A 25,485-nucleotide genomic window follows, 5' to 3' on the forward strand; every position below is an offset into this window, starting at 1 on the left:
AGTTGTATTTACATTCTTTTAAGTAGTTTATTTATGATCATCATAGAATCATTTTCACGTAAATAAATATTTCCTTTCATAAAAATAATTCGATAGAGGCTGTGGTTTCAATAATGTTTGTATTAATAGATTTATCAAATAGGATTACTTTCCCTCTGCTGTTAACTCTTTCTTCAAAATGTTTAACTTTTCGTTATTATTAACTAAGTATATTTGATCAATAACAGACGCCCTCATTCCTCCATCTCTCTTTGATAGAAACTGGATGAATGAGGGCGTCTGTTGTTTTATTTATTTGTGTCGGTTGGCACGTTGCTGGCGGTATTTTGCCTTCTGTTTAGCACTGCCAGAACCGTGAGCACCAGTAATATACTTCTTCTTCTTGGCTTTGGTCTTCACTTTTCCATCATCACTTTTGGGCTTTGATGCACCTCGGAAGACCATTCCGCTTTCGATAATATCATCTATTTCACTCATACAAAATCAGTTTAATGATGGAATAAACGTACTCCAGTGAAAGCCATTGCGATGCCATACTTATCGCAAGTATCAATGACATGGTCATCACGAATACTGCCACCAGCCTGCGCAATATATTCAACTCCACTCTTATGTGCCCGTTCAATGTTATCTCCGAATGGGAAGAAAGCGTCCGAACCGAGTGCTACTCCCGTATTCTTGGCAATCCACTCCTTGCGTTCCTCACGTGTGAGAGGCTCCGGACATTCGGTGAAGAACTGCTGCCATACGCCATCTTGTAGCACATCTTCATATTCATCAGAGATGTAGATGTTGATAGTGTTATCTCTATCAGCACGGCGAATATCCTTCTTGAATGGGAGGTTCATCACCTTAGGACACTGGCGTAACCACCATTCATCAGCCTTGTTACCAGCTAGACGAGTACAATGGATACGGCTTTGTTGACCAGCTCCGATACCAATTGCTTGTCCATCCTTCACATAGCAGACTGAATTACTTTGTGTATACTTCAATGTTATGAGTGCGATGATGAGGTCACGCTTGGCTTCTGCCGTGAAAGTCTTGTTCTTTGTAGGGATATTCTCGAAGAGTTTTGGGTCGTCAAGTTTCACTTCATTGCGTCCTTGTTCAAATGTTATACCGAACACTTGCTTATGTTCGATAGGAGCAGGGACGTAATTCGGATCTATTTTGATAACGTTATATCCCCCTTTGCGCTTTGCTTTGAGAATCTCCAAAGCCTCTGGCGTATAGTCTGGAGCAATGACTCCGTCACTCACTTCACGCTTGATGAGCAATGCTGTTTCCTTGTCGCAGGTGTCACTGAGGGCGCAGAAATCACCATAAGAACACATGCGGTCGGCTCCACGTGCACGTGCATAAGCATTTGCAAGTGGTGTAAGTTCGAAGTCAACATCATCAACGAAGTAGATCTTCTTCAGTGTATCACTCAAAGGTAAGCCTACAGCTGCACCTGCCGGACTGACATGTTTGAACGAAGCTGCTGCTGGAAGACCTGTTGCAGCCTTCAGTTCTTTAACGAGCTGCCAGCTATTTAGCGCATCAAGGAAGTTTATGTAGCCTGGGCGACCACTGAGAACTGTGATTGGGAGTTCGCCTTCTTCCATATAAATACGTGAAGGCTTCTGGTTCGGATTGCATCCGTACTTAAGAGCTAATTCTTTCATATAACTTATGTGGTATATGTAAATTGGTGGTACAAAGGTAACGAAAAATAATTGAATAGCTCTTTTTCCTTAGCCGTTATTCAATAAAATTCACAGCTTTGCTTTGTTCCTTTTATAGAAAAGTAGTACTTTTACAGTCGTAAATAACAGTATTAACATATAAGGAATAGAGGTGTTAGCATTGCTTCTGATGACTTCTTTAACGTCTCTAACTCCTTTTAAATCTTAAAGACATGCACGCATTACACACAGACAAGGCTCCAGCAGCAGTTGGACCTTACAGTCAGGCTATCGAAGCCAATGGTTTTATCTTTGCATCTGGTCAGCTTCCTATTGACCCGTCTACCAATGCTTTTGCTGAAGGTGGGGTAAAAGAGCAGACACGTCAATCACTTACAAACGCACGTAACGTGCTGGCTGCAGCAGGTGTAGACCTTTCTCATGTTGTGAAGACAACAGTGTTCCTCTCTGATATGGATAACTTTGCAGCTATGAATGAAGTATATGCTGAGTTCTTTAAAGAGCCATATCCAGCTCGTTCTGCCATAGCTGTGAAGGCTTTACCTAAGGGAGCTCTCGTTGAAGTAGAGTGTATTGCTGTGAAATAATTACCTTTGCAGAAAAAACTTTCAGCCTCTCAATAGCCTATTTAGGCGTAAGGAGAGACTCTTCAAACATCAATAATAGCCTCTCTTCATCATAAGAGAGGCTTTATTATTTATCTTTTAATCGGGTTCTATGTTGTCTTTCAGTTGTTTTTGAATACTCTTTAGTGGGCTTATTGTTTTAAGGTCACCAAAGAATGATGGTAATAAAGGATCCTTTTTCCTCTATTCACAACACAAAAAACTCCTTGAATATTACGTATTTATCTAATCTTTTATTACTTTTGTAGCATGTTAGTAATGCTTTCAATGAGAGATGAAAAAGAAGTTTAGAGCCATTATTGAGGAACTAGGGCATAAGACTCAAGTGCGTAAAGAACTAGTTTCTGATTTGGAAAAACTATCAAGTAGGCTTGCGGTTTACCACATCAATTTGGGAACTACATCACTGAAAAGACTGATAGGTTATTTTAAAGGCAAAGAGAAACCTTCCAAAAAGACGTTGGATAGGCTGGCTCTCTTCGCTGGATTCCAAAGCTGGAAAGACCTAAGTAAGGCTTTGCATGGTGACAATGATGCTAAGTTGAACTATGAAGATTAAAAAAAGTCCGACACCTTTATTGGTATCGGACTTTTTATTTTCTTGCATTTCCAAGGGATTACTGTTCTGTAGAGATAGTTCTCTTCTCCTTGATACGTGCAGCTTTACCTGTAAGATTACGCAGATAATAGAGTTTAGCACGACGAACTTTACCACGCTTGTTCACCTCGATAGAATCGATATTTGGTGACTCAATTGGGAAAATACGCTCAACACCAACGGTGCCTGACATCTTACGAACAGTGAAACGCTTCTTCTCACCATGACCAGAAATCTTGATAACTACGCCACGGTAGAGCTGAATACGCTGTTTGTTACCCTCGACGATTTTGTAAGCGACAGTAACAGTGTCACCAGATTTGAACTCTGGGAACTGCTTGCCGGTTGCAAATGCTTCCTCAGCAACTTTAATTAAATCCATTTTTTTATTAATTAAATATTGTTTGTCGTTCCAACGTAACATAATCCATGACTCTTCCACGATCAGCGGTTACGCCGAAAAGCGGTGCAAAGTTACGGCTTTTTTCCGAATGAACAAAGGATTAATGGGTTATTTCTTGTTTGCTGTCAGGATCTTAGCAATCTCTTTCTTGGCTTTTGTCATTTGTTTTTGGAATCCTTCTGATGAGTGGACGGCAGCATAACCAACGCTGGCACAGAGCCTACCTGCATCAACATCACTCTGATAATGATAGCCACAGATGACGCGACTCTGTCCATATTCATATGCATGTTTCATGATTTCATTGCCACGTGATGGGTTCAACTCTGTCAATGTCAGTCCAAAGATCCATCCACGGCAGGTGTGACCAGATGGGTAAGAGCCGTTGTTGATGAGTTCTGCTTCGAACTGTGGCTGCAATGTGTGCTCATGAAATTGTGCAAAAGGACGCTTACGCATGTATTTTGCCTTGGCACGGTCAACGGCGTGATTGCCATCAATACCTATCATGCACATCAGTTTATAAGTCTCTGGAGTCTTCTCTGGGGTGATAAGCATGCCGAAGGATGGTGCGAAACCAACCAATACGGAGTCTACATCAAAGTTTGCATCGAACTTTGCCTGTGCTGCACGTTCCTTGTTCTCTCTCATCTTGCGCCCCCACCAATACTGGCGGAAGTCATAATCAAACTGATAAGATGCTGTGTCGGGTGGGGCAGGGAGGTAATTTCCGGCATCAGGCATGTCGGCTTCAGGGATGAATGACTGTTTTTTGTAATCCTGAGCATTAACGGTTATGCTTACGAATAGCATAACGATACTAACGAATAAACTTTTTTTCATTTTGATAAATAGTTTTATTACGATTTAAAATGTATTGTTATTTGTCTGAATTTCACTTAATACACTTGTTTTGTTGCCCTGCCTACTGTGGGGTTATCTGTTTGTCTGCCTCTCCATCCTCGTATCAATGATTCCATTACAAGAATGTTTTGCTTCTACAAAAGTAAGGAATTCTATAGATATTCCAATGGATTAGCGTTATTTTAATGGTTGTCTTCTTCGTCTTGAGAGGCTAAACAGAACAGAAATTCAGTGTAGATACAACCTTGTAGGTATTCATTTTCCTCGTCTAATTCAAAACTAAGTGGTGAGCAGGGGAGGGGCTAATCATGATGAGTACATGAAATATAATAAGGTATGAGAAGAGAAAATAAAACCCATGAGGGGTGTTGTTTCTTGTGGTAAAATAAACTAACAAATTGAGAGGGATGGTTAAGTGTAGAATGATTGAAAATGGCCTTTTTATGGTTTTGTAACCTTCTTATATACAGGTGGTTATGAATGAGCTTGTAAAAGAGCATGTTTTGCCATGTAAAAGGGCGTCTTTTACACTGCAAAAGGGCACCTTTTACATTGCAAAAGGGCATCTTTTAGAAGGCAAAAGAGGCTCTTTTGAAAATCAAGGGTAAGTTTGTTTTACAAAACAAGTATAGATTACTTGTATTATAATATGCTTCTTTTGCAGAAACATCGTTCGATGTGAATGAGAAATCCTCATGTGTTTGATGCGGTTCGAACAAAGCAAATCTTTGCTATAGGTATTTTATTTTGATTCATTTTTTTTTCTTACTTTTGCAATATCATTAATGTTTATACTATATTATGTACAGGAAAACGGTATATCTCGTGGGCTTGTCAGCTATGTTAATGGGTACTGGCTGTGCTTCTCATTATGAGTTAGCAAGTGTAAAGCGTACGCGTATCTTGGTTGATAGTCGCTATGATGCTGCTCCGGATGCAGCTGCAGCAAAGTTTATGGAACCTTATAAACACCAGGTAGACTCTGTGATGGGGCCTGTCGTGGGAGAAGTTGATCATGATATGACAGCACATCGGCCAGAGAGTGATTTGTCTAATCTCTTGGCGGATATTATGGTTTGGGGTGCTAAGGACTATCATGAGAAGGTTGACTTTGGTGTTTATAACATGGGAGGTATCCGTGCGGCACTGTCGAAAGGTAAGGTTACCTATGGTGATGTGCTTGATATTGCTCCGTTTGAAAATAAGATTTGCTTTGTGACACTTACTGGTGCAAAGGTCTTAGAGCTCTTTTCGCAGATGGCTCATACGGGTGGTGAAGCCGTTAGTCATGGTGTGGAACTTGTTTTCACACGTGATCATAAGTTGAAATCGGCTCGTTTGAATGGTAAAGAAATAGACCCAAAGGCATCTTATCGCATTGCAACACTTGATTATCTGGCGCAGGGTAATGATAAGATGGAGGCTTTCAAGTCGGCTACTAATGTTGTTTCTCCACAAGAGAGCAGCAATAATACCCGTTTTATTATTATGAACTACTTTAAGGAACAGACTGCTCAAGGTAAGGTAGTGAACGCTCATAAAGAGGGACGTATTCGTGTTGAATAATCATTTCAAGAGTTGATGAAGATGAAAAGAAATATATTATTGATAAGTTTCTGCTTAGTTGCAGCCTTAGTATTTGGACAAACAAAGCAGTTAACAATTCTGCATACGAATGATGCACATAGCCAGATCTATCCTCTTAATACGAATCTTGCTGACACGATGAAGGCTGGTCGTGGCGGTTTCGTGCGTCGTGTGGCAATGATAAAGGCTGAACGTGAGAAGCAACCTGACTTGTTACTCTTTGATAGTGGTGATTTTTCGCAAGGTTCACCTTATTATACTATGTTCAAAGGGGACGTTGAAGTGGGGCTGATGAATCAGATGCATTATGACGCTGCAACGATAGGTAACCACGAATTTGACTTTGGTATGGATAATATGGTACGGCTCTTTAAGATGGCTAAGTTCCCTATTGTTTGTGCCAACTACGATTTTACGGGTACTCCTCTGCAAGGGCTGGTAAAGCCTTATGTTATCATTAAACGCAATGGTATTAAGATCGGAGTCTTCGGTCTTGCACCAAAGCTGGATGGATTGGTTGTGAAAGCAAACTATGGTAAGATTGTTTATAATGATCCAGTGGCGTGTGCACAAAAGGTTATTGACGAGTTGAAACGTAAGAAATGCGACCTTATCATCTGTATTTCTCACCTCGGATGGAATATAGAAGGTGTCAGTGACGAAGAAGTTATTGCTGGTACGCGTGGCTTAGATCTTGTTCTTGGTGGTCATTCACATACCTATCTCACTAAACTTGAATATGTGAAAAACCTTGATGGTAAGCTTGTTGGTGATGACCAGAATGGTAAGCATGCCATTTATGTAGGTAAGTTGGTGCTTGACATGAAGAAGAAAAAGTAAGTCTTTCAATCGATAAGACCTATATATAAATAATGTGGGCTGTATCAATAAGGTTGTTAATGGCAATCTTATTGATACAGCCCATTGTCGTTCATGCGCTATGGGCATTGTTGAGAGTATGTGAATAGATGCTTTCTACTGTCGCCTTCTCCGCCATTCTATAAGCCTGAAGAGAAAGATAAAAGAGCGTGCAGAGGGTCTAATACTAATTATTTTCATGAAAAGAAATATTTATTTTCATGATGAGAAATATTTTTTTTCACGATAATAAATTCTTTTATTCATGGTAATAATTTGTGGAAATCGGTCTCTTTTGTTTACAAGAACCAAATCCAATAGTAGGAGTTGACGGTTATTACAGCTACTATTGGACGTTGGTTATGATGTAAAAAGCTATAGTCTGATAGTGTTCTCGTATTATTAAAGGTGTTTGTGTGCACCTTTATCTTATGTAAACCAGCCCAGGCTTCCTGTCACTCTTTGCTTTCTTCATATCTTCCTGATACTTTTGAACAAGAGGCTTCAGATACTTTTTTGATTTTGTTGTAATGCTAATGATACCGCCAGTGCGTGGATAAAAGATTTTTGTCAGCGCACTATTCTTGATGACATCTACACTGATAATATCTTTTTGGTCAAGGTTATCAATACTCTGTACCTCAACTCCATCTACAAGAAACACTGGTATGTTCAGACTATCTTGCTTTTCTTTAGTCTGTGCGCTGATGTTTATACTTGCAACGAGTGCACAAAGAAGGATAATAAACTTTCTCATAACTACTTTTGTTTACGATTTGTAATACAACAAAGATACTGTTTTTTTATATTGTGAAACAATGTCCTTATTTTTTTAACATCTTTTATTATCTACCTGTTTGGCATAGAGAAAAGAAGAGGAGAGCCTCTGTAACAGAGAAATAGTACCTTGTCTTGAATAATAAAGACTCAGAGAATGGAAGAAATATGGCGATAGTTGATAAGGTTGATATCACCACTCGAGTTCTCAAAGTCGCCAGAGTAGACAATAGCCTTCTTACTTATGGGGGTCTTTATCCAGCCTTCAATCTGTGTGAGTGTCTTCTCAAATGATGAACTATAAGTCATAGAAGACTTCACTTCAATGGCAGTTAGCTCTCCTTCCTGCTTGATTAAGATATCAACTTCATTCTGATTAGAGTCGCGATAGAAGAACACTCCACCTTCTAAACCCATGTTATAGCGATGCTTGATGGCCTCCATAACAATCATATTCTCAAAGATAGCACCACGCATCTTATCCCTGTCTAACTGTTGTGGAGTCTCGATGTCGAGTAGATAACAGGCTAGACCAGGGTCGTTGAAATAGAGTTTAGGACTCTTCACCAGTCTTTTGGGTATGTTCTCATAGTAGGGCGGGAGGAGCGTTATGAGGTAAGAAGCTTGTAGGACAGATAGCCAATGACTGATGGTTTTGGAGCTAACACCAACCTCTGCACCCAGCTCAGAAGCATTGAATATGGATCCAATACGTGATGCACACATCTTCATGAATTTGCTAAATAGTAGTTGATCTTTTATCTTTAAGACATCTCGAACATCCTTTTCTAAATACGTTCTGACATATGATGGATAGAAGAATTTAGCAATATTTTTCCCCGAACAGATGGCAGGATAAAGTCCATTATATAGGATGTTGTTGAGGCTGTTAAAGTTGGTTTGTTCTGCAATCTCTGGTATAGACATTGGCATTAGTTCGAAAACCCCAACCCTTCCTGCAAGTGATTCGGAAAGATTGTGCATAACTTCAAAGTTCGAGCTACCTGATAGTAGGAAATGTCTAGAGGGATCGTTGTCAACGATTCCTTGGATATAGTCAAGCAACTGAGGACATTTTTGAATCTCATCTATAAACATTCCTTTATCTGTTTGGTTGAGGAATGCAATAGGATCATGTTGTGCATAGTCCAGTAAGTTGAGGTCTTTTAAGCTAAATTTATCGTATAGTGGGAATAGTTGGGATAGCAGTGTAGTCTTTCCTGACTGCCTTGGTCCTGTCAAAGCAATAACAGAGAAGTATTTAGAAGCTTCCAGAATGGTTTTCTCTAGTTGGCGGTGTATATAGTTATTCATTACTTTATGTAATTTTGAAGTACGACTCCAAAATTACATAAAAAACACTTATTGAACAAGAAAAGGGAGCTCTTTTAATGAAAAATCTATGTAAATTTGGAGTTGAACTTCAAATTTACATAGATTTTAGGGTGCTTTTATTACTACAATCTTCGCCTTTTCTGAGTATTCCGAATGGATAATAGAAATGTAAAAGATGGTTATGAGCGATTATTCAAAGTAGAAAGTGAGTGCAATCATCTTAGCCCTTGTCTCATTAACAGAGTTGGTATACATCAGCATATTTCTGTCTCTAAGGTTCTTTGCATGGTTCTTATCAAGACTATTGGTGAGACTATACATGAATTTTAGCTCTGGACGAAGTTTGAAATAGGGGAGGTAAAAGTCACATCCGAGTCCAACTTCTAAGAAAACATCACTTCTTTTCAGTTTGATATAGTCATTATCTTTCCCAGAAAGGTTGAGCATAGGGTTGACTCCTAACATCACATAAGGACGATGATTATTGAATCTTGGGGCTGCAGCAATGAGGTCAAGAGCACAAGATATGTAGGCAGTCTTCATCTCTTGTACCTGTTCTGTAGGCTCTCCCTGTGCTGTTAGGTCTGTATGATTACGGAATGTAAGATGTCGTGTGCCAAAGTACATGGCTGGAGCGATGCGGAACTGAAATGTAGAATTAAGTCGTAATTCTCCCAATACACCCACTGTAAATCCTGCATCCCAGCGATCCTGATCAGCTGAAATCGTCTTTTCAACTAATCCATTACCATCTTCAAGGTCGATCATCTGTGGTCCAACATTATTGAGTTCGAGGTCCTGCAGGTGTGTACCGACAAGGACTCCGAAGTGGAATTCTCGTAGATCGGTATAGGGGCGGTTCTGAACCTTTCGCTCCTGTGCATGACCTCCAAGCACAATAGCTAATAGACTGAGGGATAATATTATTCTCTTCATGTTATTCTTTTTAACGCTTTACTTTTTATTTTATTATTTCTGTTGGTTAAACATTTTACGTGTTAGTTGATTCTTAGTCACCTTATATATGGATTATCGTGGTAGAAGGAAGTTCCTTTTTTAGTTTACAGCCTGTATGTTGTTGCTTATCAACAAAGGTGATGTAGCCCATTATCTATGTAGTTGTTACCTTTCATCTATAGATATTTTGCCCATAACTTATGAAGTTGTTTCCCATATCTATAGAGTTTTTACTCTTCATCAATGAAGTTTTTGCCTATTTACCTATTGAGTTTATGTTCATCATCTATGTAGTTTTTCCTTTACCTGTAGCGTTTTACTCTTTATCTATGAGGTAATTGGTAGGCATAAATAGAATTTTAGGGTCAACGCTTTGAGAAAGGGGTGTTGTAATGGTAGCCATCTATAGTTGCTTAAAAGTAGAATCACCAGGAATCGATAGGGTTTATTTGGTCATTGAGACAATGTTTCCTTAAAGGTAATATGCTCATACCTATTTATAGGTAGGTTTGTATAGGATATTGTGACATGTAAAGTCATACAAAGGTAATATTATTTTATTGCCTTTTGCTTGGTATTTTACTTGGTTTCCTATTTCTGTATGTAGTTTTTCTGTTGGTAAATCCTTTCTTATTTATTTGTAATTTCTATTTGTATGGCGTCTAAATATTTATATTTCTCCTCATAATGTTTAGGTATTAAAGATTTTATTTCTAACTTTGCACCATCAAATTTAGGTATTAAACCCATTTGTAATACAAGAACATTATTAACATTATAAATTATTATATTATGGCTTACGTAATTGGCAATGACTGTATCGCTTGTGGTACATGTATCGATGAGTGTCCAGTAGAGGCTATCTCTGAGGGCGACATCTATAAGATTGACGCAGACGCATGCACAGAGTGTGGTACTTGTGCATCAGTTTGTCCTAATGAGGCTATTAGCCTTCCATAAGGTTCAAACCTGTTACTGATTAAATTCATAGGGCAAGTCTTAGGACTTGCTTTTTTCGTTTATAGAGGTATAGAATGTGGCTGGATAGGATTCTTTTAGTTAGATAATGCTTTGTGAATGGGGGAGGGGCTATCTTATAGTATATAAGAATATCTCAGCTATATTTTTGAAGATACCTTCATATTATAGAATCATTGCTTATTTCATCCTTATTATGGGTTGGTTTTATTATTCATAGAGTAATGAATTCATTTGTATACACCATATAAAAGGGCGACAGTCATACGACTGTCGCCCTTTTATATGGTGTATATTTTAATTCTTTACATGCCCAATGCCTTCTTGGCATTCTCGTTGTTAGGATTAACTTTCAATACTTTATTATAGTATTCATCAGCCTCCTGCTTGTTTCCTTTCTTAGAGTTGTAGTAGCCTAAGCCGTAGTATACATTCTCAAGATAGCTCTTGCTGTCCTCATCAAGACTTGGTTTAGCCTCTTCAAAGGCTGCTACCTTCTTGTATATATCTGCAACTTTATCTGGATCATTCATGAGTTGGGCTGCATTAGCCTCATTCAACCAAATCCAATCAGATATTGATGGGAACTTGGTTATCATGTCTTCGTATACTGCAATAGCTTTGGCTAAGACTTCATTCTTTGCAGCACGATCAGTAATACCTTCTGCTTTTGCAATGTATGTACTTGCAAGCGCAGCATAGTCACTTGAAGTTGCCTTCTTACTCTTAGAGAGATATTCCATCTGAACGTCTAAAGCTTTATCTTCATTACCCTGTGCTGTGTAGATAGCAGCTAAGGTCTTCATAGGCTCAAGATTGTTCTTATCGAGGTCAAGTGCTTTATTTACGTTAGCAATAGCCTCATCATACTGCTTGTTACCGCAAAGAGCTTTTGCGTATACGTCGTAGTCATTGGATACCTTTTTACCCTTTCCTGCAAAGACGGTGTTAGCAAAACTGATAGCCGTTGGATAGTCTTTTAACTCTACAGCAGCCATCATTGCAATACGGCTAAGGTATTCACTGTTTGGAAACTTCTGTAAACCTTGCCTGGCAACGTCAAGAGCCTTTTGATAATCTTTTGTTATGTATGCAGCAAAACCATAATTGTAGAAGTTATCTTCAGACATGTTTGCTGGATTAGCCTTGTTATACCATGCCAGAGCCTCTTTATATTTACCATCGTTCAGCATGATCTCGGCTGCTGTAGCTTCTACTGGATAGTTTGGCTCAACTTTGCGTAACTCCTCAAGTTTTGCAACTGCAACCTTAGAGTTTACGTGGCGATAAACTTTTGCATAACGCTCATAAGCAGTTACATTGTGTGGATCAAGACTTATGGCAGTCTGATATTGTTGTGCTGCTGCACCAGCATTACCAATAGAATCTTGGATTGCTGCTATGTCACCAAGAAGGACATACGCCTTACTACCATTGAATTTCTTATTGTTAATTACACTGTTTGCTAAGGCTTCTGCCTCTGTAAAGTTGTGCTGTAGGAGGTATACATTACCCAACGCAACGATGGCTTCCTCATCTTTCTTAAATGTCTTTTGATATTCTTTGATGAGATCTTTTGCTGCCTTAGGGTCATTTGGTGCTGCCTTGAGAGCTGCTGTAATTGGTTCCAAAGCCTTTGCGTAATTAACTTCCTGTGCCATTGCTGGAGCAGACATCGTTAATGCCAGTGCTCCTGCTATAAGATATTTCTTCGTATTCATAATTCTCTCTTTTTAATCGTTTATTCAAGTGAGTTCTAATATTACTGAGACGTGTATCAGGTCCCTAAGGTTTAAATGCTTGGAATACTAGAAGCATTTTCCCTTCTTCTACTTAGTCTTTGTTTGTTATTGGTTCTTGACTTCCACTTCTCTAATATTAATGTTACCTCTATAAGGTAGTAACCCTGCCTTAAAGATTATCATCTGCCCAATTGGATTCGCAATATAATTTGCAAAAGCATATGGTAATGCTTTGTGTGGGTCGGCAAGAAGTGCATAGATGGTACGTACGAATGGGTATCTTCCATCTAATAAATAAGCCTGATAAGGTTGCCAGCTATTGCTGGGTGATGCTACTGTAGCTTTAGAAATACTTGCAACAGTTACGTCTTTCTTAAATGTAGTGTTTGTTGTGTCACGGTGATCATTCAACCAGTTTGACCCAATAACACCTATAGCATTAGGAGTTTTATTGACATAGTCTACTACAGACTTGCTGTTCTTGGCAGCTACAATGTTCTCACTCTTTATATTTTTTCCACCTAATATAGAATCAACTACATAATGTAATGTTGCTGATGCCTTGTTATCAAAGACCACTTCAATGGCTCCCCTATTGTTTTTGGGATTCAGTTGATTCCATTTTGCAATCTTTCCTTGTAGAATCTTCTTTACGTCATCAACCGTAATGCATGAATCTGGATTTGAACGATTGACAATAAAGGCAATTCCATCATATCCTATTGGGAATACCTCTGGGATAGGACCTTTCCCTCGTAATATGGCATCTTCTCCTTTTGTCATTGCATGAGACGTTATAAAGAGATTAACCTTCTGATCGAGGAGCAGTTTCATACCTGTGTTGTCATCTGTATAGATTGGCAACAAGTGTGCTTGAGGATAACGGAACTGGTAGTTCTGTACTAATTCCTCAACGATAGGACTAAAACTTTCGTCAGAGGCGAACTTAATCGTCCCTGACGTCGGTGTATCTGTTCTACCATCCTTAGCCTTCTTTTGTCCGCAAGCAGACATTAGAAGGGTAAGAGATAGTATCAATCCTACTGTTATGTAGAATCTGGATCTTTTCATATAAATATTGCTTTTACTGCAGTTTGAAGGTGATTGGCAGAGTGAACCAAACGTTTGCAGCCTGACCATTGTTCATACCTGGGTTCCACTTTGGCATACTATTTACCACGCGGAGAGCCTCACGGTCAAGTGAAGGGTCAACACCACGAACAACCTGTGCCTGGCTTACACTACCGTCGCGTCCAACAACGAACTTAACGATAACACGTCCTTGAATACCGTTTTCAGCTGCAACAGCTGGATAAGAGATGTGAGAACTTAACCATGCATTTACGTTGCCTTTGAATGAAGGCATCTGTTCTGCAACTGTGAAGATCTTATTTTCAACCTCTTCCTTTGGTTCTGGTTTTGGTGCCTCAACAGGTTTTTCAATCTTTGGTACAATCTGTTCTGGAGTAGCAACGGTACTACGAGCTGCAGTTTCAGTACGATCTTCCGTACCTTCCTTGTTCTCTGTACCGATAGCTTTGGTCTCCTTGTTCATCTTGACCATTGGAGGCATCTCTTCCTTAACGTCCTTATCATCCTTGATGACAGGGGCTGTAAACTTTACTGTTGCACGAGTTTCAGGTACAACCTTTTCCGGTTCTATCTTCTTTGGTTCAGGTTTCTGTTGTTTCTTGCGCTCTTCTTGTGCTTTCTTCTGCGCATCGAGCATTGCAAGTTCCATCTTTGCCTGATAAGCTGCCTGGGCAGCTAACTCGTCGTTGTGCTTCTTAATCTGATATGCTAAGTAACCGCCACCGAGGAATGCAGCAACAAGCAGAATAGCTAAAGCCTTGACGTTACGCTGAGAAACAGTCTTACGAAGCTTGTAAGCACCGTATTCCTTGTTTTTACCGGCGAACACCATGTCGACCCATTTAGGATCGTATAGATCTATTTTTGCCATTGTTTTTCTTTCTTTAATTGTTTACGAATCAGTGATTAAGCCTTAACACCTTTCTTGGCCAATAGTGCCTTGTCTTGGTCTGTCAGCTTGTCAATGACGTAAGTTCCAATGTATGAAATCTGCATTTCATCGAGAATATCTACCAAGTTACGATAAGATGCGTGATCAGTTGGCTTGATGATAACTGTCATTGTAGATACCTTTTTGCCATTGATCGTACCACTCTTGATTGCAGCAAGCTCAGACTGATAGATACTATCAGGATAAGCTTTTGGATCAGCTTGTCTCTTTCGGTTCAGTTCTTTCACTGCTATGTCCATATCTTGGAATGGAAGTGAAATTGCTTCGCCAGTAGAAGGGTCACCGACCTGCTTGTGTTGAAGAACGTAACGGATGCCTTTTGGTGTGTTACTCCAATCAGCAGGCTTCAGCCAATTAGGATTATCATACTCTGGTTTACCATTACCATAGAATATTTTATTTCCATCAGTAAGATAAATTGTGATAGAGTGTGACTCCTTAGCTTCGTTCTTCTGTGCTTCATGAGTGTTCTTGTCATTACTTGGCATGGTCAACTCCATAGTTGAAGGCTTGCTAAGTGAGGTACAAAGCATGAAGAAGGTAATCAGCAACATAAGCATATCAACCATAGGCGTAAAGTCTACGCGTACGGTCATCTTCTTCTGTTTGCCGCCTCCTTTTCCTGTTTCCATCATATCCATTCTTTGACCTCCTTACTTTTTAGCTGCATCAGCAGCCTTTTTAGCGTCCAACTGTGTGATCATGTAGTAATGGCTTTCGTCCATATCCTGGAGTTCGCTCATTACTTTCTTTACTGTTCCATAGGGAGAGTCAGCATCTGACTTGATAGCCAGTCTTACTTTAGGATTCACTTGGCGGGCTGCATTAACCCACTGTTGGAATTCTGTCATGTCCTGTCCCTGGATACTGTCGAGAGGGATACCCATCTTTGGGAGTTCCTTGCTACGCTCTGATGCTGGCTTAGAAAGGTAAGCTGCTAGCTTGTCGAGTGGTGCACCGAACATAGATTCAGATACGAATGTCTTCTTCTGTGCAGGTGTCAGTGTTGTCATATTATCGACAATCTGTGCTAACTCAGTAGAGTTGTCGTAGCTCAAAAATACCTGGCCTTCGCCAGTAGGTTTCCCGTTAGGACCTTTTTGAGGGCTTACGAGAATTGTCAAGACGCCATTCTCTGGCACCTTTGTTTCAGACACTGATCCTGGTGTGTTTACCTTTACTGGCTCATTCTTTACGAATGTAGATGTCAGCATGAAGAAGGTAAGCAACAGGGTCATAACGTCTGACATAGGCGTCATATCGATCCAGACGTCACTCTTCTTAATTTTTACTTTACCCATAGCGATAAATATTTAAAGGGTTAGCAAAAATTAAGCCTCGTCTGTGTGGTTTGCTTCGTATGTCTGAGCGATAGAATAACCAACCTCGTCGAGGGCGTATGTCAACTTATCAACCTTGTTTGAGAAGTAGTTATAAGAAACTACAGCACACCAAGATGTTGCGATACCGAATGCGGTGTTGATCAACGCCTCAGAAATACCAGCAGAAAGTGCAGTTGAGTCAGCACCACCACTTGTAGACAAAGCAGAGAATGACTTGATCATACCGGTTACAGTACCGAGAAGACCGGTAAGAGTACCGAGGGTAACGATCGTTGCAACGATTGGAAGATTCATTGTCAGAGTTGGCATTTCGAGCTGAGTTGCCTCCTCATGAGCCTGCTGAATCTTAGCAACCTTCTGAGCTTTTCTGAGGTTTGCGTTTGCGCCATGCTCCATGTCAGCATAAGCATTCAAAGACGCTTTAACAACATTTGCTACAGAACCCTTCTGCTGATCGCAGAGCTGGTTAGCCTTTGCAAGGTCATTAGCGTTAAGAGCTGCCTTAATGTTTGCTACGAATTTAGGGAGAGCACCCTTACCGAAAGCGGTCTTAAGAGCCAACCAACGCTCGATAGACATTGCGAGAACGGTCAACAACAATGTGTGAATAACAGGAACGACGACACCACCTTTGAAGATAGTACCCCAAACGTCTGCAGGGTGTTCGTTAGTACCTGGATCCTGGAAGTGCATGTCATTTGCGAACCATGTGTAGAACAATGTGAATGCAACGACAGCGCATACGATGATGATCCAGAATGCGCCTCTTACTCCTGTGAAGCCCTCAGACTTTTTCTGTGGGGCTGCTTTTTGTTGTGTAGTTGCCATAATTTGATGAAATTTTAATTTTAGGTTATTAATGAATTGAATTGTTAATATCTTTCTGATTTCTAAGCGTTTGAGTAAAACAACGTTGCAACAGACTATCTGTCGAACGGTCTTATCTCCGCAAAGATAGCAATTAATGGGCAACTAAAACTATGATTAATAACATTTAACAGTTGGAAATGTATAGTATAATCCTACTCTTTCTTACAGTCTGTTGCCCAAAAGTATTATTTCAGTTTTGACAAAGCATCTTTGATACGTTGAAGTGCTTCTTTGATGTTGTCGTCACTTGTTGCATAACTCATTCGGAAACAATCTGGTGAACCGAAGTCATCTCCTCCGACAGTTGCCACATGTCCTTCTTCAAGAAGGTACATTGCTAAGTCTGTTGAGTTATTAATGGTATACTTTCCGTTGCTCTTTCCGAAGAAGCTTGAGCATTTTGGGAAGAGATAGAAGGCTCCTTGTGGTATGTTAACCTCAAGTCCTGGTATACCTTTTGCTAAGTTTACAATCAGATCTCTGCGTCGTTGGAAAGTCTTACGGAAGTCTTCTACACATTGCTGATTCCCCTCGTAAGCTGCTAGAGCAGCCATTTGGCTTACGCTGCTTGTACCTGAAGTGTATTGTCCTTGTAGTTTATTGAGTCCTTTGACAATCCATTCTGGTGCTGCCACCCATCCGAGTCTCCATCCTGTCATTGCATAAGCTTTGCTCACACCATTACATATTATTGTCCGTTCCTTCATGTTTGGGCACGCTGCAATGCTTGCATGTTTCCCTATATAATTAATGTGTTCATAGATCTCATCAGATAGAACGAATACGTCTTCATGAGAGATGACCACTTTTGCAAGCTCATCTAATTCTGCTTTTGTGTATACACTACCTGTTGGATTGCTGGGCGAACAGAGGATAATCATCTTTGTTTTAGGTGTGATAGAAGCCTCTAATTGGTCAGCTGTGATTTTGAAATCCTGTTCAATACCTGCAGAAATGATGACGGGATTACCGCCAGCCAGTTTTACCATCTGGGGATAACTAACCCAGTAAGGTGCAGGAATGATGACTTCATCACCTGGGTTTACCAACGCCATGATGGTATTGCATACTCCTTGTTTACCTCCTGTACCCACAATAATCTCCGAAGCGGCATAGTCAAGACCGTTTTCTGCTTTAAGTTTCTTTGAGATGGCATTCCTAAGCGCTGGGTAGCCAGATACTGGAGAATACTTTGAGAAATTGTCATCAATAGCTTTCTTTCCAGCTTCCTTTATTGGTTCAGGGGTCATGAAGTCTGGTTCTCCCACACTCATGTTGATAACGTCAACCCCTTTCGCTTTCATTTCGCTACTCTTTTGTGACATCGCCAGTGTTGCTGATGGTGCCAGTCTGTTCAGACGGTCTGATAGTTGTGCCATATTAAACTTGTCTTTCTTTGTGTGTAAGTTTCACTTGCAAAAGTACGCATTTATATTCTTATATTGCAATTTATATTACTTTATTTTATTAAATTATATATTTATCTGTCTAATTGGTAACATTTTGTATGCTTGTATATCAGCAAAATCATAACGCTTAAACTTCCTTTTTATGATTGTTATCGGTGGGTAAAAACTGTTTGTATTGTGTTCTTTTTGCGTAGTTTCTTGCTTTGATTAGTTTATGTTATGATGTTTGAACTGTGATTAATCTTAATATTGGTATTCGAAACATTTTCTTTTGAGTATTTGGAATAGATTTTACAAATAAAAATAGCAAGTAACGTGAAATATACGCATGAATCTATTTTTATCGTCTTTGTAATGCGTTGATAATCAAAAGTTTGTAGATGGGATTTTAAAAGACGCCCTTTTACGTTGCAAAAGGGCGTCTTTTACATGTCAAAAGGGCACCTTTTACCATGCAAAAGGGCATCTTTTAGAATGCAAAAGGGCATCTTTCATTTTATGATTGTGAATACTTTTTACAAAAGTTGGTTCTGTTTTGTAGGGAGGTATATGATGAGTTTGGATAGAGCTACATTGATGGGAGCTGCTAAGTAGATCTAATCGTAAACACTTTTCTTTGTGGAATACATTATAAATTACTTGTGTGAATGAAAAAAAAGTTGAACCTTTGATGTCACAAATCGCAAACTAATACGTATTAAAGACAAAGCCAGAGAAAACAATGACTATCGATGAGTATAAGAAAGAGGTGAAACAGATACGCCCACAGATGCTTTTCATTGCTCAGAGTTACCTTAGAGACAATGATGAAGCAGAGGATGTGGTACAAGATGTACTGTTAAAACTTTGGCAACTGCTCGAAACTTTACGTCTGCCAATGTCGCCTCTTGCCTCAGTGCTTGTGAAGAATCGTTGTATAGATGTTCTTCGTCGGCACCGCTATATGGTAGAGGTGAAGGATTCTATCGTAGATGAACAGCAGAGAGATGATGACCGGTACGAGGCGGTGATAGCTATTATTGATACTTTGCCAACGATGCAGCAAACCATAATGCGTCTGCGTCACATGGAGGGAATGGAGATAAGTGATATTGCAAATCTGATAGATAGCAAGGAAGCAACAGTAAGAAAGGCTTTGAGTCGTGCTCGTCAGGCTATTAAAACACAATTTTTAAAACTCAATAGCAATGAATAAATCTGAAGATATAAAGCTGTTAGTGAGTCGTTTCATGGAAGGTGAGACTTCTCTTGATGAGGAAAAAGTGCTTTATCGCTATTTTAATAGTGGAGAAGTGGATGCCGAATTGCTTCCACTGAAGGAGATGTTTTGTTCTCTTAGCTTGTTAAATGAGCCTGAACAAAAAGCAGAAAGCACTGAAAAGCGTACCAGAAAGATTCCTATGTACAAGACATTGCTGGGTATGGTAGCTTCTATAGCACTGTTATTGGCTGTTGGTAGTATGGTCTGGCACGTGCAGCAGCAAGATTATTGTGAAGCTTATGTCTATGGTAAGCACGTGACAGACCAGCAACAAGTGATGAAAGAGATAAGTGGAACGTTGCAAGATCTACATCAAAATGAAGCAACCGATGTAGACAATCAGCTACATGACATCTTTAATTGAATATAGGAACAATCAATAATAAATAAAGATAGTATTATGAAACATCGTTTATGCTTGACAATACTGCTGGGATTAGCAACGCTGATAGCCCGTGCACAGCAAGATTTAAATGTTTCTCCGGTCTTCCAAGGTAAAATAGTTCCGCGTGGAGATATGGTTGATGTTCGGGCAAAAGGTCGTGCTATCAGCAAATACAGATTAGATTATTATCATAGTATTCGCTTCAAAGCCTCCGAGCAACAGCGTGCTATGGTGAACGAGTTGGTTGAGAAAGATCGCAAAAACGCAGTTGGTGTAGAGCAGAAAACGAAGAAAGACAACCAGAGTCTTATCCTTGCTTTGCCTCAGCAAGGTACTCAACATAAATATCTCTGTTATCTTACACAGAAGAAAGGGCACACTCTTGTTATCACATTAGTATATATGGAGGGGAAGGTAGCAAGTATAACTGAACTTAGAAAATTAATACAATAAAAAACAAAGCTTATGAAAACAATCCTACTCGGTATGGCATTAGCGTTTAGTTCTTCAGCTTTTGCAACAGTAAATGACAACGACACCTTAATAGTAGAATCTCCGCGTCAAGTGAAAATCATCACAAATGATTCTCTGCAGCATATAGAAGTGTTGGGGAGTAAGGACAATCCGTCCTATCGATATGTGAATACTATTCAATTAGTTGATAGTAATTATGTGAGTACATCATCTATTAACGAGAAGACTTGGGACTTTTCTATTGCTGGATTCAACAAATCGAAGAGTAGTAATAAGAAAGTAGAGTTTGCTATGCGTTTAGCCTTTGGCTTCAATAACGCACCAGGAATGCCTCGTGAAGCAGATTTACAACCTTTCAAATCATGGGAAATTTGGTGGGTTATAGCCGACTGGGTCTATAAGCCATGGCGTAATAATCATGCTTTTTCTGTAGGTGTGGGAGTCGATTGGCGCAATTATCGGATAACAGGTGACCAGCGTTTCGTGCAGAACAATCGTGTTGTAACATTTGATGCATACCCTGCTAATAGTAATCCACAGTTCTCTCGCATCAAAGTCTTCAGTGTAAACTTCCCCCTTACCTATGAATATGATGGGAAATACTTCGGGTTTAGTGTTGGACCAGTTGTCAATTTCAATACTTATAGTAGCCTGAAGACTCGTTATAAGATGGATGGACACAAGATAGCAGATGAAAGTACTGGTGTTCGAGTGAATCCCGTAACCATTGACTTTATGTGTTCTGTAAACATCTACGGTGGACCAGATTTCTACGTAAAGTATAGTCCTTGTGATTTGTTACGTAATGGTTATGGACCTAAATTCAAGACCCTTTCATTTGGTATCTTGCTACGATAGGACTCCAATAAGTACATAAACAAATAAAGCTCCGAATGGGTTTAGCATTCGGAGCTTTATTAATTTCTTTCTGATTTGTTCTTTTATAGATGTAGATTATGTCCCATACGGTCACGCTTTGTCTTAAGATAGCGATAGTCAAACTTGTTAGGACTAATCTCAATAGGTACATTCTCTGTTATTTCCAAGCCGTATGCTTCTAATCCAACGCGCTTTGTTGGATTGTTGGTTATCAAACGCATCTTGTGTATACCAAGGTGTCTTAGCATCTGAGCACCGCACCCATAGTCGCGTTCATCTGGTCGGAAGCCAAGGTGAATATTAGCTTCTACAGTGTCCAAGCCTTCATCTTGTAGCTTATAAGCAGCAATCTTGTTCATAAGACCAATGCCTCTTCCTTCCTGTTGCATATAAATCAAGACACCTTTTCCTTCCTTCTCTATCATCTGCATTGCTTTATGTAGTTGTTCACCACAGTCGCAACGCTGACTACCAAGGATGTCTCCTGTAGCACATGACGAATGTACGCGAACGAGAACAGGCTCATCTTCCATCCATGTTCCTTTGATAAGCGCCATATGTTCCAGTCCATTGGGTTGACGGAAGGGTATTAAGCGGAATGAACCATACTCTGTTGGTAGCTCAACCTCTTCTCCAACCTCTATACTTGACTCTTTCTTTAGTCGATAAGCAATGATGTCTTTGATGCTGATAATCTTCATTCCCCATTCCTTAGCCCGCTTTTGGAGGTCTGGCATACGTGCCATTGTACCGTCTTCATTCATGATTTCCATGAGAACACCAGCAGGGAAGCAGCCTGATAGCTTGCAGAGATCAACGGCAGCCTCCGTATGACCAGAGCGACGAAGCACACCATTGTCCTGGGCATAGAGTGGGTTGATATGTCCCGGGCGGCCGAAAGTCTGTGCAGTAGATGTAGGATCAGCAAGTGCTTTGATAGTTGCTGCACGGTCATGAGCAGATACTCCAGTCGTACAGCCTTCCAGTTTATCTACTGTAACAGTAAAGGGTGTGCCTAACATGGAGGTATTGTCCGATACCTGATGCGGCAAATCCAATTCTTCTGCCCTAGACATTGTTATCGGAACACAGAGGACTCCACGTGCATTCTTCAGCATAAAGTTTACTTTCTCAGGTGTAATCTTCTCTGCAGCCATAATGAGATCACCCTCATTTTCTCGGTCTTCGTCATCTACAACGATGACAAACTTTCCTTCTTGAAAGTCTTTGAGTGCATCTTCGATGCTATTAAGTTTAAATTCTTCCATATCTTGTTACTGATTTATTCTATTTATTTTAGTCCTCTCGTGTCCATCCCTTTGTTAACGATCTCTTTTGTAATTGCTTCATTACATGCAATGATTGTACGTAAATCACGGTAGAGACGAAGTCGGAATCTCCACATTCGGAAGTAGAAAAAGATTCCTGCTGGTACGATAATAGCAGACAAAATGTTCAGCCATCTGTGGTCAAATGGTCGTGTATGGGCCTTAACAGCAAGTATAGGGTATTTGTTTAACTCTGCTATAATTACCCTATTACGTGTGTTACCCAGGTCTTCTATTACCTTTTCGAGCTCTTCGTAGATGTCCTCTATCGTGTGATCAGGATGATAACGGAAGAAAACTTTTATGATATTTGGTGGTGATTTAAGATTACGTGACTGTGAGTAGGACGTAATCTTGGTACTTATCTCCTCAAGAATCTGCGTATCTTTCGCATAATCTGGGTCATTAATGATTACTTCTTTGCTTTGGATACTACGCTTGATACGTATTCCAAACATCTTCATAAGCATGTTTTTGTACATGTCAGCATTGAAGACAGTAGAGTCATTGTTGGCTTTGTAGGTAAAGAATATAGCCATTGGAATGAGTACTGCCAGTGATAATCCTTTACCAAACCATATTGCCCATGTGCCTTGACGTGACATTCTGTATCCTGTATTGTCAAGGATATAATAAATAATGAAGACAATTACACTAATAATTATTGGTAATCCCAGTCCTCCTTTCCTAATGATTGCGCCGAGAGGAGCACCAATGAAGAAGAAAATTATGCAGATGAGTGACAGAGTAAACTTGTTAATGGCCTCGATGTCATGCTGTCTGATCATCTTATCTCCGTCACTTGTAATCATACTCTTAAACTCCAAGTCACTGACTTCTTGCTGAACAGTGGATAAAGCTTGGTCAACAACCATGCGACGTTGGTCAGCTGGTAGCTTTTGGAAGAGTGAATCAATATTGATATTCTTATTATTTGCTATTTTTTTTGCCTCTGCCAATTGTGCAGGTTGCAGCTTTGGACTAGGGTAATAGATTGTTTGTGCATCTTTGTAGTATGCTTTTCCCACACTATCATACACATGTACGAGGGAATCTTTATCTTTACTGATCTTGGCTAAGCTCTTTGTTCGCGCATCATTTGATATGCCTGCCATGTCCGTAAGATTGAAGTCTCCGTTGAAATCTAATACGATATGCTTGTGTGCAAAGGTCTCTCTACGGTATGGAACACTGGCACTACTACCCATTTCTTGCGACCGCATATTCTCGAACCATTCCCCATTCCATAGGTTTAATATGAGGTGTTTCTTTTCAGCAGTTGACTGTAGCATACCCGAATCAGCAAGAATTATTGCTTGATCTTCGTAACTATCTGTCATTCGGTACACCATTATATTATATAGGTGACCTGTTTTGAGATCTTTTCTTTCTACATATAAGTTTGTTTGTGGTATGCCATCATAGAAGATTCCCTCTGGTATTTCCAGTTCAGGGCTCTTCTGTTTCATGGAGATCAGGAGTTGCGCAATATGTTTTTGTGCGTTTGGACCAACATTATTTTGGAAGTAAAATGACCCCAAAGCAATGAGAATACTTATGACAATCAATCCTCTGAATGATTGAATCAGTGATATTCCAGCTGCTTTAATGGCTGTAAGCTCAGAACTTTCACCAAGGTTTCCATAAGAAATGAGGGAAGAAAGCAGAATAGCCAATGGTAGTGCTTGTGGTACCATCATGAGACTCATGTACCAAAAGAACTGACCTAAAATGTCAAGAGACAATCCTTTGCCAATTAAATCATCAACATAACGCCACAGAAACTGCATCATCAGTACAAATAAGCTGATGAAGAATGTTCCAGTGAAGAGCATGCCAAACTGTTTGGCTATGAAAATATCTAATTTCTTGATAGCAAACATAGATTCACTCTGGGCTTTTTACTTTCTGCAAAAGTACATAAAAATATCAGAGTAAATGTCTTTTTTAGTAATTTTATTCTTTAGATAAGGTTCTAAGAGTTATAATATTTGCTTTAATTTTCTGCCTGTTCAGACTTTTTGTTACCAGTAGTATGCTATCTTGTCTATCCTGTTATTTGCAGTAATCGGTCAATATCTTGATTCCAGAGTAGCTTCAGATCGTTTATCTCATCTTCCTCAGCAAAGTCGGTAATGAGTAGGTGATAGTTCCCCGCAATCTCACTTTTCTGCATCTTTATTTCCCAGTACACGTCGTGATCTGTGTCATTCCAGTGAAAACGGATATACTTATTCTTTGCCTCTTCGAGGATAGTTGCATGGTGTGTGGCCTGCTCGCGAAGTGGATCTCCCCATGAAAAAGTTGCTTTGTCACCATCGATTTTTATGTCATCTGCTAACCATTTCATAAGTCCCATAGGTGTACTGATGAGTGTCCACACTGTATTACCTGAGCGAGTCCTTAACTCATACTCCATTTCAACCTTCTTTTTCATTGTTTCTTTTAAAGTTTTTTGTAGCTTTAATTGCTCTTTTGAATTGTTCTTTTTGTGGGATGTTATTTAGCTTTTGAGTCTAGTACTGATATAATATTACTGTTATCTAGCAGTAACTTCGCCTCTCTTTTCGCCTGCAAAGGTACTCCTTTTTTCTCAAATAATTAATAAAAGTGTATTTAATGTTTGGCAGTATAATTTATTTTTCCTAACTTTGCACCCGCTTTCAAGGATGAAAGTTGAATGATGGCGGGATAGCTCAGCTGGTTAGAGCGTCGGATTCATAATCCGGAGGTCGTGGGTTCGGGTCCCACCCCCGCTACAAATGAAGCCTTGTGAATCAACGATTCACAAGGCTTTTTTGTTTTTTTGCCAGCAAATAGGGAGCAAAAATAGTGGGGATGGACGGTATTTTGTGAGACATGAAGATTATGTTGAGCGTCTTCTTTCTCATATATTGAATGATGTAAAGCGTGTTCTAAAAGCTCATCAGAACTTGGGTTTGAGAGAGAAATACTACCTAATTTGTGCTTTTTTTATGCTTTTGTTCCATTTCATAATAACTGATATACCCTCTTTTGTTAATTTTGTGTATCTTTGTCTTCGCTTGAACAATCATCTATTTATAAGTGGATGCCT

At 39.7% G+C, this 25,485-nt stretch carries 26 protein-coding genes and 1 tRNA gene; 10 read left to right on the top strand and 17 right to left on the bottom strand.

Translation table 11 applies throughout. From position 1 onward, the window contains the following. Positions 1–291 precede the first annotated feature (291 nt). A complete protein-coding gene (locus tag ACZ48L_RS08105; RefSeq protein WP_008822022.1) occupies positions 292–477 on the bottom strand; it encodes a hypothetical protein in 186 nt (61 codons plus the stop codon). A gap of 11 nt (positions 478–488) precedes the next feature. Next, positions 489–1,679 carry a phosphoribosylaminoimidazolecarboxamide formyltransferase gene (locus tag ACZ48L_RS08110; RefSeq protein WP_278492678.1) on the bottom strand — a complete coding sequence of 397 codons (1,191 nt, stop codon included), beginning with the start codon at positions 1,677–1,679 and terminating at the stop codon, positions 489–491. Between the two features lie 224 nt (positions 1,680–1,903). Between ACZ48L_RS08110 and ACZ48L_RS08115 the strand changes: the two genes are divergently transcribed. Beyond that, positions 1,904–2,278, top strand: coding sequence for a RidA family protein (locus ACZ48L_RS08115; protein ID WP_025792022.1), 375 nt, complete (start codon positions 1,904–1,906; stop codon positions 2,276–2,278). Positions 2,279–2,591: 313 nt separating this feature from the next. Next, the gene (locus ACZ48L_RS08120) at positions 2,592–2,876 is read left to right on the top strand and encodes a hypothetical protein (RefSeq protein WP_008822025.1); all 285 of its coding nucleotides are present in this window, start codon (positions 2,592–2,594) and stop codon (positions 2,874–2,876) included. A gap of 58 nt (positions 2,877–2,934) precedes the next feature. Here ACZ48L_RS08120 and rplS read toward each other — a convergent pair whose 3' ends face one another. Continuing rightward, on the bottom strand, positions 2,935–3,297 hold the full coding sequence (rplS, locus tag ACZ48L_RS08125) for a 50S ribosomal protein L19 (RefSeq protein WP_025792024.1): 363 nt from the start codon (positions 3,295–3,297) through the stop codon (positions 2,935–2,937). A gap of 129 nt (positions 3,298–3,426) precedes the next feature. Beyond that, positions 3,427–4,161 (bottom strand): acid phosphatase, encoded by a 735-nt coding sequence (locus ACZ48L_RS08130; protein WP_025792026.1) that lies wholly within the window; start codon positions 4,159–4,161, stop codon positions 3,427–3,429. Positions 4,162–4,983: 822 nt separating this feature from the next. Between ACZ48L_RS08130 and ACZ48L_RS08135 the strand changes: the two genes are divergently transcribed. Continuing rightward, positions 4,984–5,748 carry a 5'-nucleotidase C-terminal domain-containing protein gene (locus tag ACZ48L_RS08135; protein WP_025792027.1) on the top strand — a complete coding sequence of 255 codons (765 nt, stop codon included), beginning with the start codon at positions 4,984–4,986 and terminating at the stop codon, positions 5,746–5,748. 21 nt (positions 5,749–5,769) lie between these two features. After that, positions 5,770–6,609: a bifunctional metallophosphatase/5'-nucleotidase gene (locus tag ACZ48L_RS08140; RefSeq protein ID WP_025792028.1), complete on the top strand. Its 840-nt coding sequence runs from the start codon at positions 5,770–5,772 to the stop codon at positions 6,607–6,609. Positions 6,610–7,051: 442 nt separating this feature from the next. Here the strand turns inward: ACZ48L_RS08140 and ACZ48L_RS08145 are convergent, their stop codons facing one another. The 3 genes from ACZ48L_RS08145 to porT all read right to left on the bottom strand — a co-directional run bounded on the left by ACZ48L_RS08145 (position 7,052) and on the right by porT (position 9,675). Beyond that, positions 7,052–7,384 carry a hypothetical protein gene (locus ACZ48L_RS08145; protein ID WP_025792030.1) on the bottom strand — a complete coding sequence of 111 codons (333 nt, stop codon included), beginning with the start codon at positions 7,382–7,384 and terminating at the stop codon, positions 7,052–7,054. Between the two features lie 170 nt (positions 7,385–7,554). Then, entirely contained in the window at positions 7,555–8,718 is a 1,164-nt protein-coding gene (locus ACZ48L_RS08150; protein WP_025792031.1) for an ATP-binding protein, read from the bottom strand. 210 nt (positions 8,719–8,928) lie between these two features. Next, on the bottom strand, positions 8,929–9,675 hold the full coding sequence (porT, locus tag ACZ48L_RS08155) for a type IX secretion/gliding motility protein PorT/SprT (protein ID WP_219496953.1): 747 nt from the start codon (positions 9,673–9,675) through the stop codon (positions 8,929–8,931). A gap of 813 nt (positions 9,676–10,488) precedes the next feature. Here porT and ACZ48L_RS08160 point away from each other — a divergent pair. Further along, on the top strand, positions 10,489–10,656 hold the full coding sequence (locus tag ACZ48L_RS08160; RefSeq protein WP_008822033.1) for a DUF362 domain-containing protein: 168 nt from the start codon (positions 10,489–10,491) through the stop codon (positions 10,654–10,656). Positions 10,657–10,979: 323 nt separating this feature from the next. On the opposite strand, the gene ACZ48L_RS08165 is transcribed toward ACZ48L_RS08160, so the two are convergent. The 7 genes from ACZ48L_RS08165 to ACZ48L_RS08195 all read right to left on the bottom strand — a co-directional run bounded on the left by ACZ48L_RS08165 (position 10,980) and on the right by ACZ48L_RS08195 (position 18,052). Continuing rightward, entirely contained in the window at positions 10,980–12,395 is a 1,416-nt protein-coding gene (locus ACZ48L_RS08165) for a tetratricopeptide repeat protein (protein ID WP_025792848.1), read from the bottom strand. A 126-nt stretch (positions 12,396–12,521) separates the two neighbouring features. Then, positions 12,522–13,487 carry a PstS family phosphate ABC transporter substrate-binding protein gene (locus ACZ48L_RS08170; protein ID WP_025792847.1) on the bottom strand — a complete coding sequence of 322 codons (966 nt, stop codon included), beginning with the start codon at positions 13,485–13,487 and terminating at the stop codon, positions 12,522–12,524. Positions 13,488–13,500: 13 nt separating this feature from the next. Next, the gene (locus tag ACZ48L_RS08175) at positions 13,501–14,379 is read right to left on the bottom strand and encodes an energy transducer TonB (protein ID WP_008822036.1); all 879 of its coding nucleotides are present in this window, start codon (positions 14,377–14,379) and stop codon (positions 13,501–13,503) included. Between the two features lie 35 nt (positions 14,380–14,414). Then, complete coding sequence (locus ACZ48L_RS08180; protein ID WP_008822037.1) at positions 14,415–15,101, bottom strand: ExbD/TolR family protein; 687 nt, start codon at positions 15,099–15,101, stop codon at positions 14,415–14,417. 12 nt (positions 15,102–15,113) lie between these two features. Then, entirely contained in the window at positions 15,114–15,761 is a 648-nt protein-coding gene (locus ACZ48L_RS08185) for an ExbD/TolR family protein (protein WP_008822038.1), read from the bottom strand. Positions 15,762–15,791: 30 nt separating this feature from the next. Then, entirely contained in the window at positions 15,792–16,631 is an 840-nt protein-coding gene (locus ACZ48L_RS08190; RefSeq protein WP_008822039.1) for a MotA/TolQ/ExbB proton channel family protein, read from the bottom strand. 227 nt (positions 16,632–16,858) lie between these two features. After that, positions 16,859–18,052 carry a pyridoxal phosphate-dependent aminotransferase gene (locus ACZ48L_RS08195; protein ID WP_025792844.1) on the bottom strand — a complete coding sequence of 398 codons (1,194 nt, stop codon included), beginning with the start codon at positions 18,050–18,052 and terminating at the stop codon, positions 16,859–16,861. Between the two features lie 751 nt (positions 18,053–18,803). On the opposite strand from ACZ48L_RS08195, the gene ACZ48L_RS08200 reads away from it, so the two are divergent. From ACZ48L_RS08200 to ACZ48L_RS08215, 4 genes are read left to right on the top strand one after another with little or no spacing between them, the layout of a single operon-like run. Beyond that, on the top strand, positions 18,804–19,277 hold the full coding sequence (locus tag ACZ48L_RS08200) for an RNA polymerase sigma factor (protein ID WP_025792843.1): 474 nt from the start codon (positions 18,804–18,806) through the stop codon (positions 19,275–19,277). Further along, positions 19,270–19,707, top strand: coding sequence for a hypothetical protein (locus tag ACZ48L_RS08205; RefSeq protein ID WP_025792842.1), 438 nt, complete (start codon positions 19,270–19,272; stop codon positions 19,705–19,707). Before ACZ48L_RS08200 ends, ACZ48L_RS08205 begins: the two co-directional genes overlap by 8 nt. A 36-nt stretch (positions 19,708–19,743) precedes the next feature. Then, positions 19,744–20,181 (top strand): DUF6108 family protein, encoded by a 438-nt coding sequence (locus ACZ48L_RS08210; protein ID WP_025792840.1) that lies wholly within the window; start codon positions 19,744–19,746, stop codon positions 20,179–20,181. A gap of 12 nt (positions 20,182–20,193) precedes the next feature. Next, positions 20,194–21,060, top strand: a complete 867-nt coding sequence (locus tag ACZ48L_RS08215) for a hypothetical protein (RefSeq protein ID WP_025792839.1) — start codon at positions 20,194–20,196, stop codon at positions 21,058–21,060. An 83-nt stretch (positions 21,061–21,143) separates the two neighbouring features. Here ACZ48L_RS08215 and ACZ48L_RS08220 read toward each other — a convergent pair whose 3' ends face one another. The 3 genes from ACZ48L_RS08220 to ACZ48L_RS08230 form a co-directional block, all read right to left on the bottom strand. Continuing rightward, positions 21,144–22,349, bottom strand: coding sequence for a bifunctional 3,4-dihydroxy-2-butanone-4-phosphate synthase/GTP cyclohydrolase II (locus ACZ48L_RS08220; protein ID WP_025792837.1), 1,206 nt, complete (start codon positions 22,347–22,349; stop codon positions 21,144–21,146). A gap of 23 nt (positions 22,350–22,372) precedes the next feature. Beyond that, positions 22,373–24,292, bottom strand: a complete 1,920-nt coding sequence (locus ACZ48L_RS08225; protein ID WP_025792836.1) for an LptF/LptG family permease — start codon at positions 24,290–24,292, stop codon at positions 22,373–22,375. 164 nt (positions 24,293–24,456) lie between these two features. Then, on the bottom strand, positions 24,457–24,846 hold the full coding sequence (locus tag ACZ48L_RS08230) for an START-like domain-containing protein (protein ID WP_008822048.1): 390 nt from the start codon (positions 24,844–24,846) through the stop codon (positions 24,457–24,459). Positions 24,847–25,094: 248 nt separating this feature from the next. Here ACZ48L_RS08230 and ACZ48L_RS08235 point away from each other — a divergent pair. After that, positions 25,095–25,168, top strand: a tRNA-Met gene (locus ACZ48L_RS08235). The last annotated feature ends 317 nt before the right edge of the window (positions 25,169–25,485 follow it).

This window comes from Prevotella histicola (assembly GCF_055385135.1).

Bases quoted from the DNA above. Each gene is read 5' to 3' on its own strand.
- ACZ48L_RS08225 (WP_025792836.1), bottom strand. From the start codon at position 24,292: ATGTTTGCTATCAAGAAATTAGATATTTTCATAGCCAAACAGTTTGGC.
- ACZ48L_RS08105 (WP_008822022.1), bottom strand. From the start codon at position 477: ATGAGTGAAATAGATGATATTATCGAAAGCGGAATGGTCTTCCGAGGT.
- ACZ48L_RS08195 (WP_025792844.1), bottom strand. From the start codon at position 18,052: ATGGCACAACTATCAGACCGTCTGAACAGACTGGCACCATCAGCAACA.
- ACZ48L_RS08145 (WP_025792030.1), bottom strand. From the start codon at position 7,384: ATGAGAAAGTTTATTATCCTTCTTTGTGCACTCGTTGCAAGTATAAAC.
- ACZ48L_RS08120 (WP_008822025.1), top strand. From the start codon at position 2,592: ATGAAAAAGAAGTTTAGAGCCATTATTGAGGAACTAGGGCATAAGACT.
- ACZ48L_RS08180 (WP_008822037.1), bottom strand. From the start codon at position 15,101: ATGGATATGATGGAAACAGGAAAAGGAGGCGGCAAACAGAAGAAGATG.
- ACZ48L_RS08190 (WP_008822039.1), bottom strand. From the start codon at position 16,631: ATGGCAACTACACAACAAAAAGCAGCCCCACAGAAAAAGTCTGAGGGC.
- ACZ48L_RS08205 (WP_025792842.1), top strand. From the start codon at position 19,270: ATGAATAAATCTGAAGATATAAAGCTGTTAGTGAGTCGTTTCATGGAA.
- ACZ48L_RS08210 (WP_025792840.1), top strand. From the start codon at position 19,744: ATGAAACATCGTTTATGCTTGACAATACTGCTGGGATTAGCAACGCTG.
- ACZ48L_RS08165 (WP_025792848.1), bottom strand. From the start codon at position 12,395: ATGAATACGAAGAAATATCTTATAGCAGGAGCACTGGCATTAACGATG.
- ACZ48L_RS08185 (WP_008822038.1), bottom strand. From the start codon at position 15,761: ATGGGTAAAGTAAAAATTAAGAAGAGTGACGTCTGGATCGATATGACG.
- porT (WP_219496953.1), bottom strand. From the start codon at position 9,675: ATGAAGAGAATAATATTATCCCTCAGTCTATTAGCTATTGTGCTTGGA.
- ACZ48L_RS08115 (WP_025792022.1), top strand. From the start codon at position 1,904: ATGCACGCATTACACACAGACAAGGCTCCAGCAGCAGTTGGACCTTAC.
- ACZ48L_RS08175 (WP_008822036.1), bottom strand. From the start codon at position 14,379: ATGGCAAAAATAGATCTATACGATCCTAAATGGGTCGACATGGTGTTC.
- ACZ48L_RS08140 (WP_025792028.1), top strand. From the start codon at position 5,770: ATGAAAAGAAATATATTATTGATAAGTTTCTGCTTAGTTGCAGCCTTA.
- ACZ48L_RS08170 (WP_025792847.1), bottom strand. From the start codon at position 13,487: ATGAAAAGATCCAGATTCTACATAACAGTAGGATTGATACTATCTCTT.
- ACZ48L_RS08130 (WP_025792026.1), bottom strand. From the start codon at position 4,161: ATGAAAAAAAGTTTATTCGTTAGTATCGTTATGCTATTCGTAAGCATA.
- ACZ48L_RS08135 (WP_025792027.1), top strand. From the start codon at position 4,984: ATGTACAGGAAAACGGTATATCTCGTGGGCTTGTCAGCTATGTTAATG.
- ACZ48L_RS08150 (WP_025792031.1), bottom strand. From the start codon at position 8,718: ATGAATAACTATATACACCGCCAACTAGAGAAAACCATTCTGGAAGCT.
- ACZ48L_RS08160 (WP_008822033.1), top strand. From the start codon at position 10,489: ATGGCTTACGTAATTGGCAATGACTGTATCGCTTGTGGTACATGTATC.
- ACZ48L_RS08220 (WP_025792837.1), bottom strand. From the start codon at position 22,349: ATGGAAGAATTTAAACTTAATAGCATCGAAGATGCACTCAAAGACTTT.
- ACZ48L_RS08215 (WP_025792839.1), top strand. From the start codon at position 20,194: ATGAAAACAATCCTACTCGGTATGGCATTAGCGTTTAGTTCTTCAGCT.
- ACZ48L_RS08200 (WP_025792843.1), top strand. From the start codon at position 18,804: ATGACTATCGATGAGTATAAGAAAGAGGTGAAACAGATACGCCCACAG.
- rplS (WP_025792024.1), bottom strand. From the start codon at position 3,297: ATGGATTTAATTAAAGTTGCTGAGGAAGCATTTGCAACCGGCAAGCAG.
- ACZ48L_RS08230 (WP_008822048.1), bottom strand. From the start codon at position 24,846: ATGAAAAAGAAGGTTGAAATGGAGTATGAGTTAAGGACTCGCTCAGGT.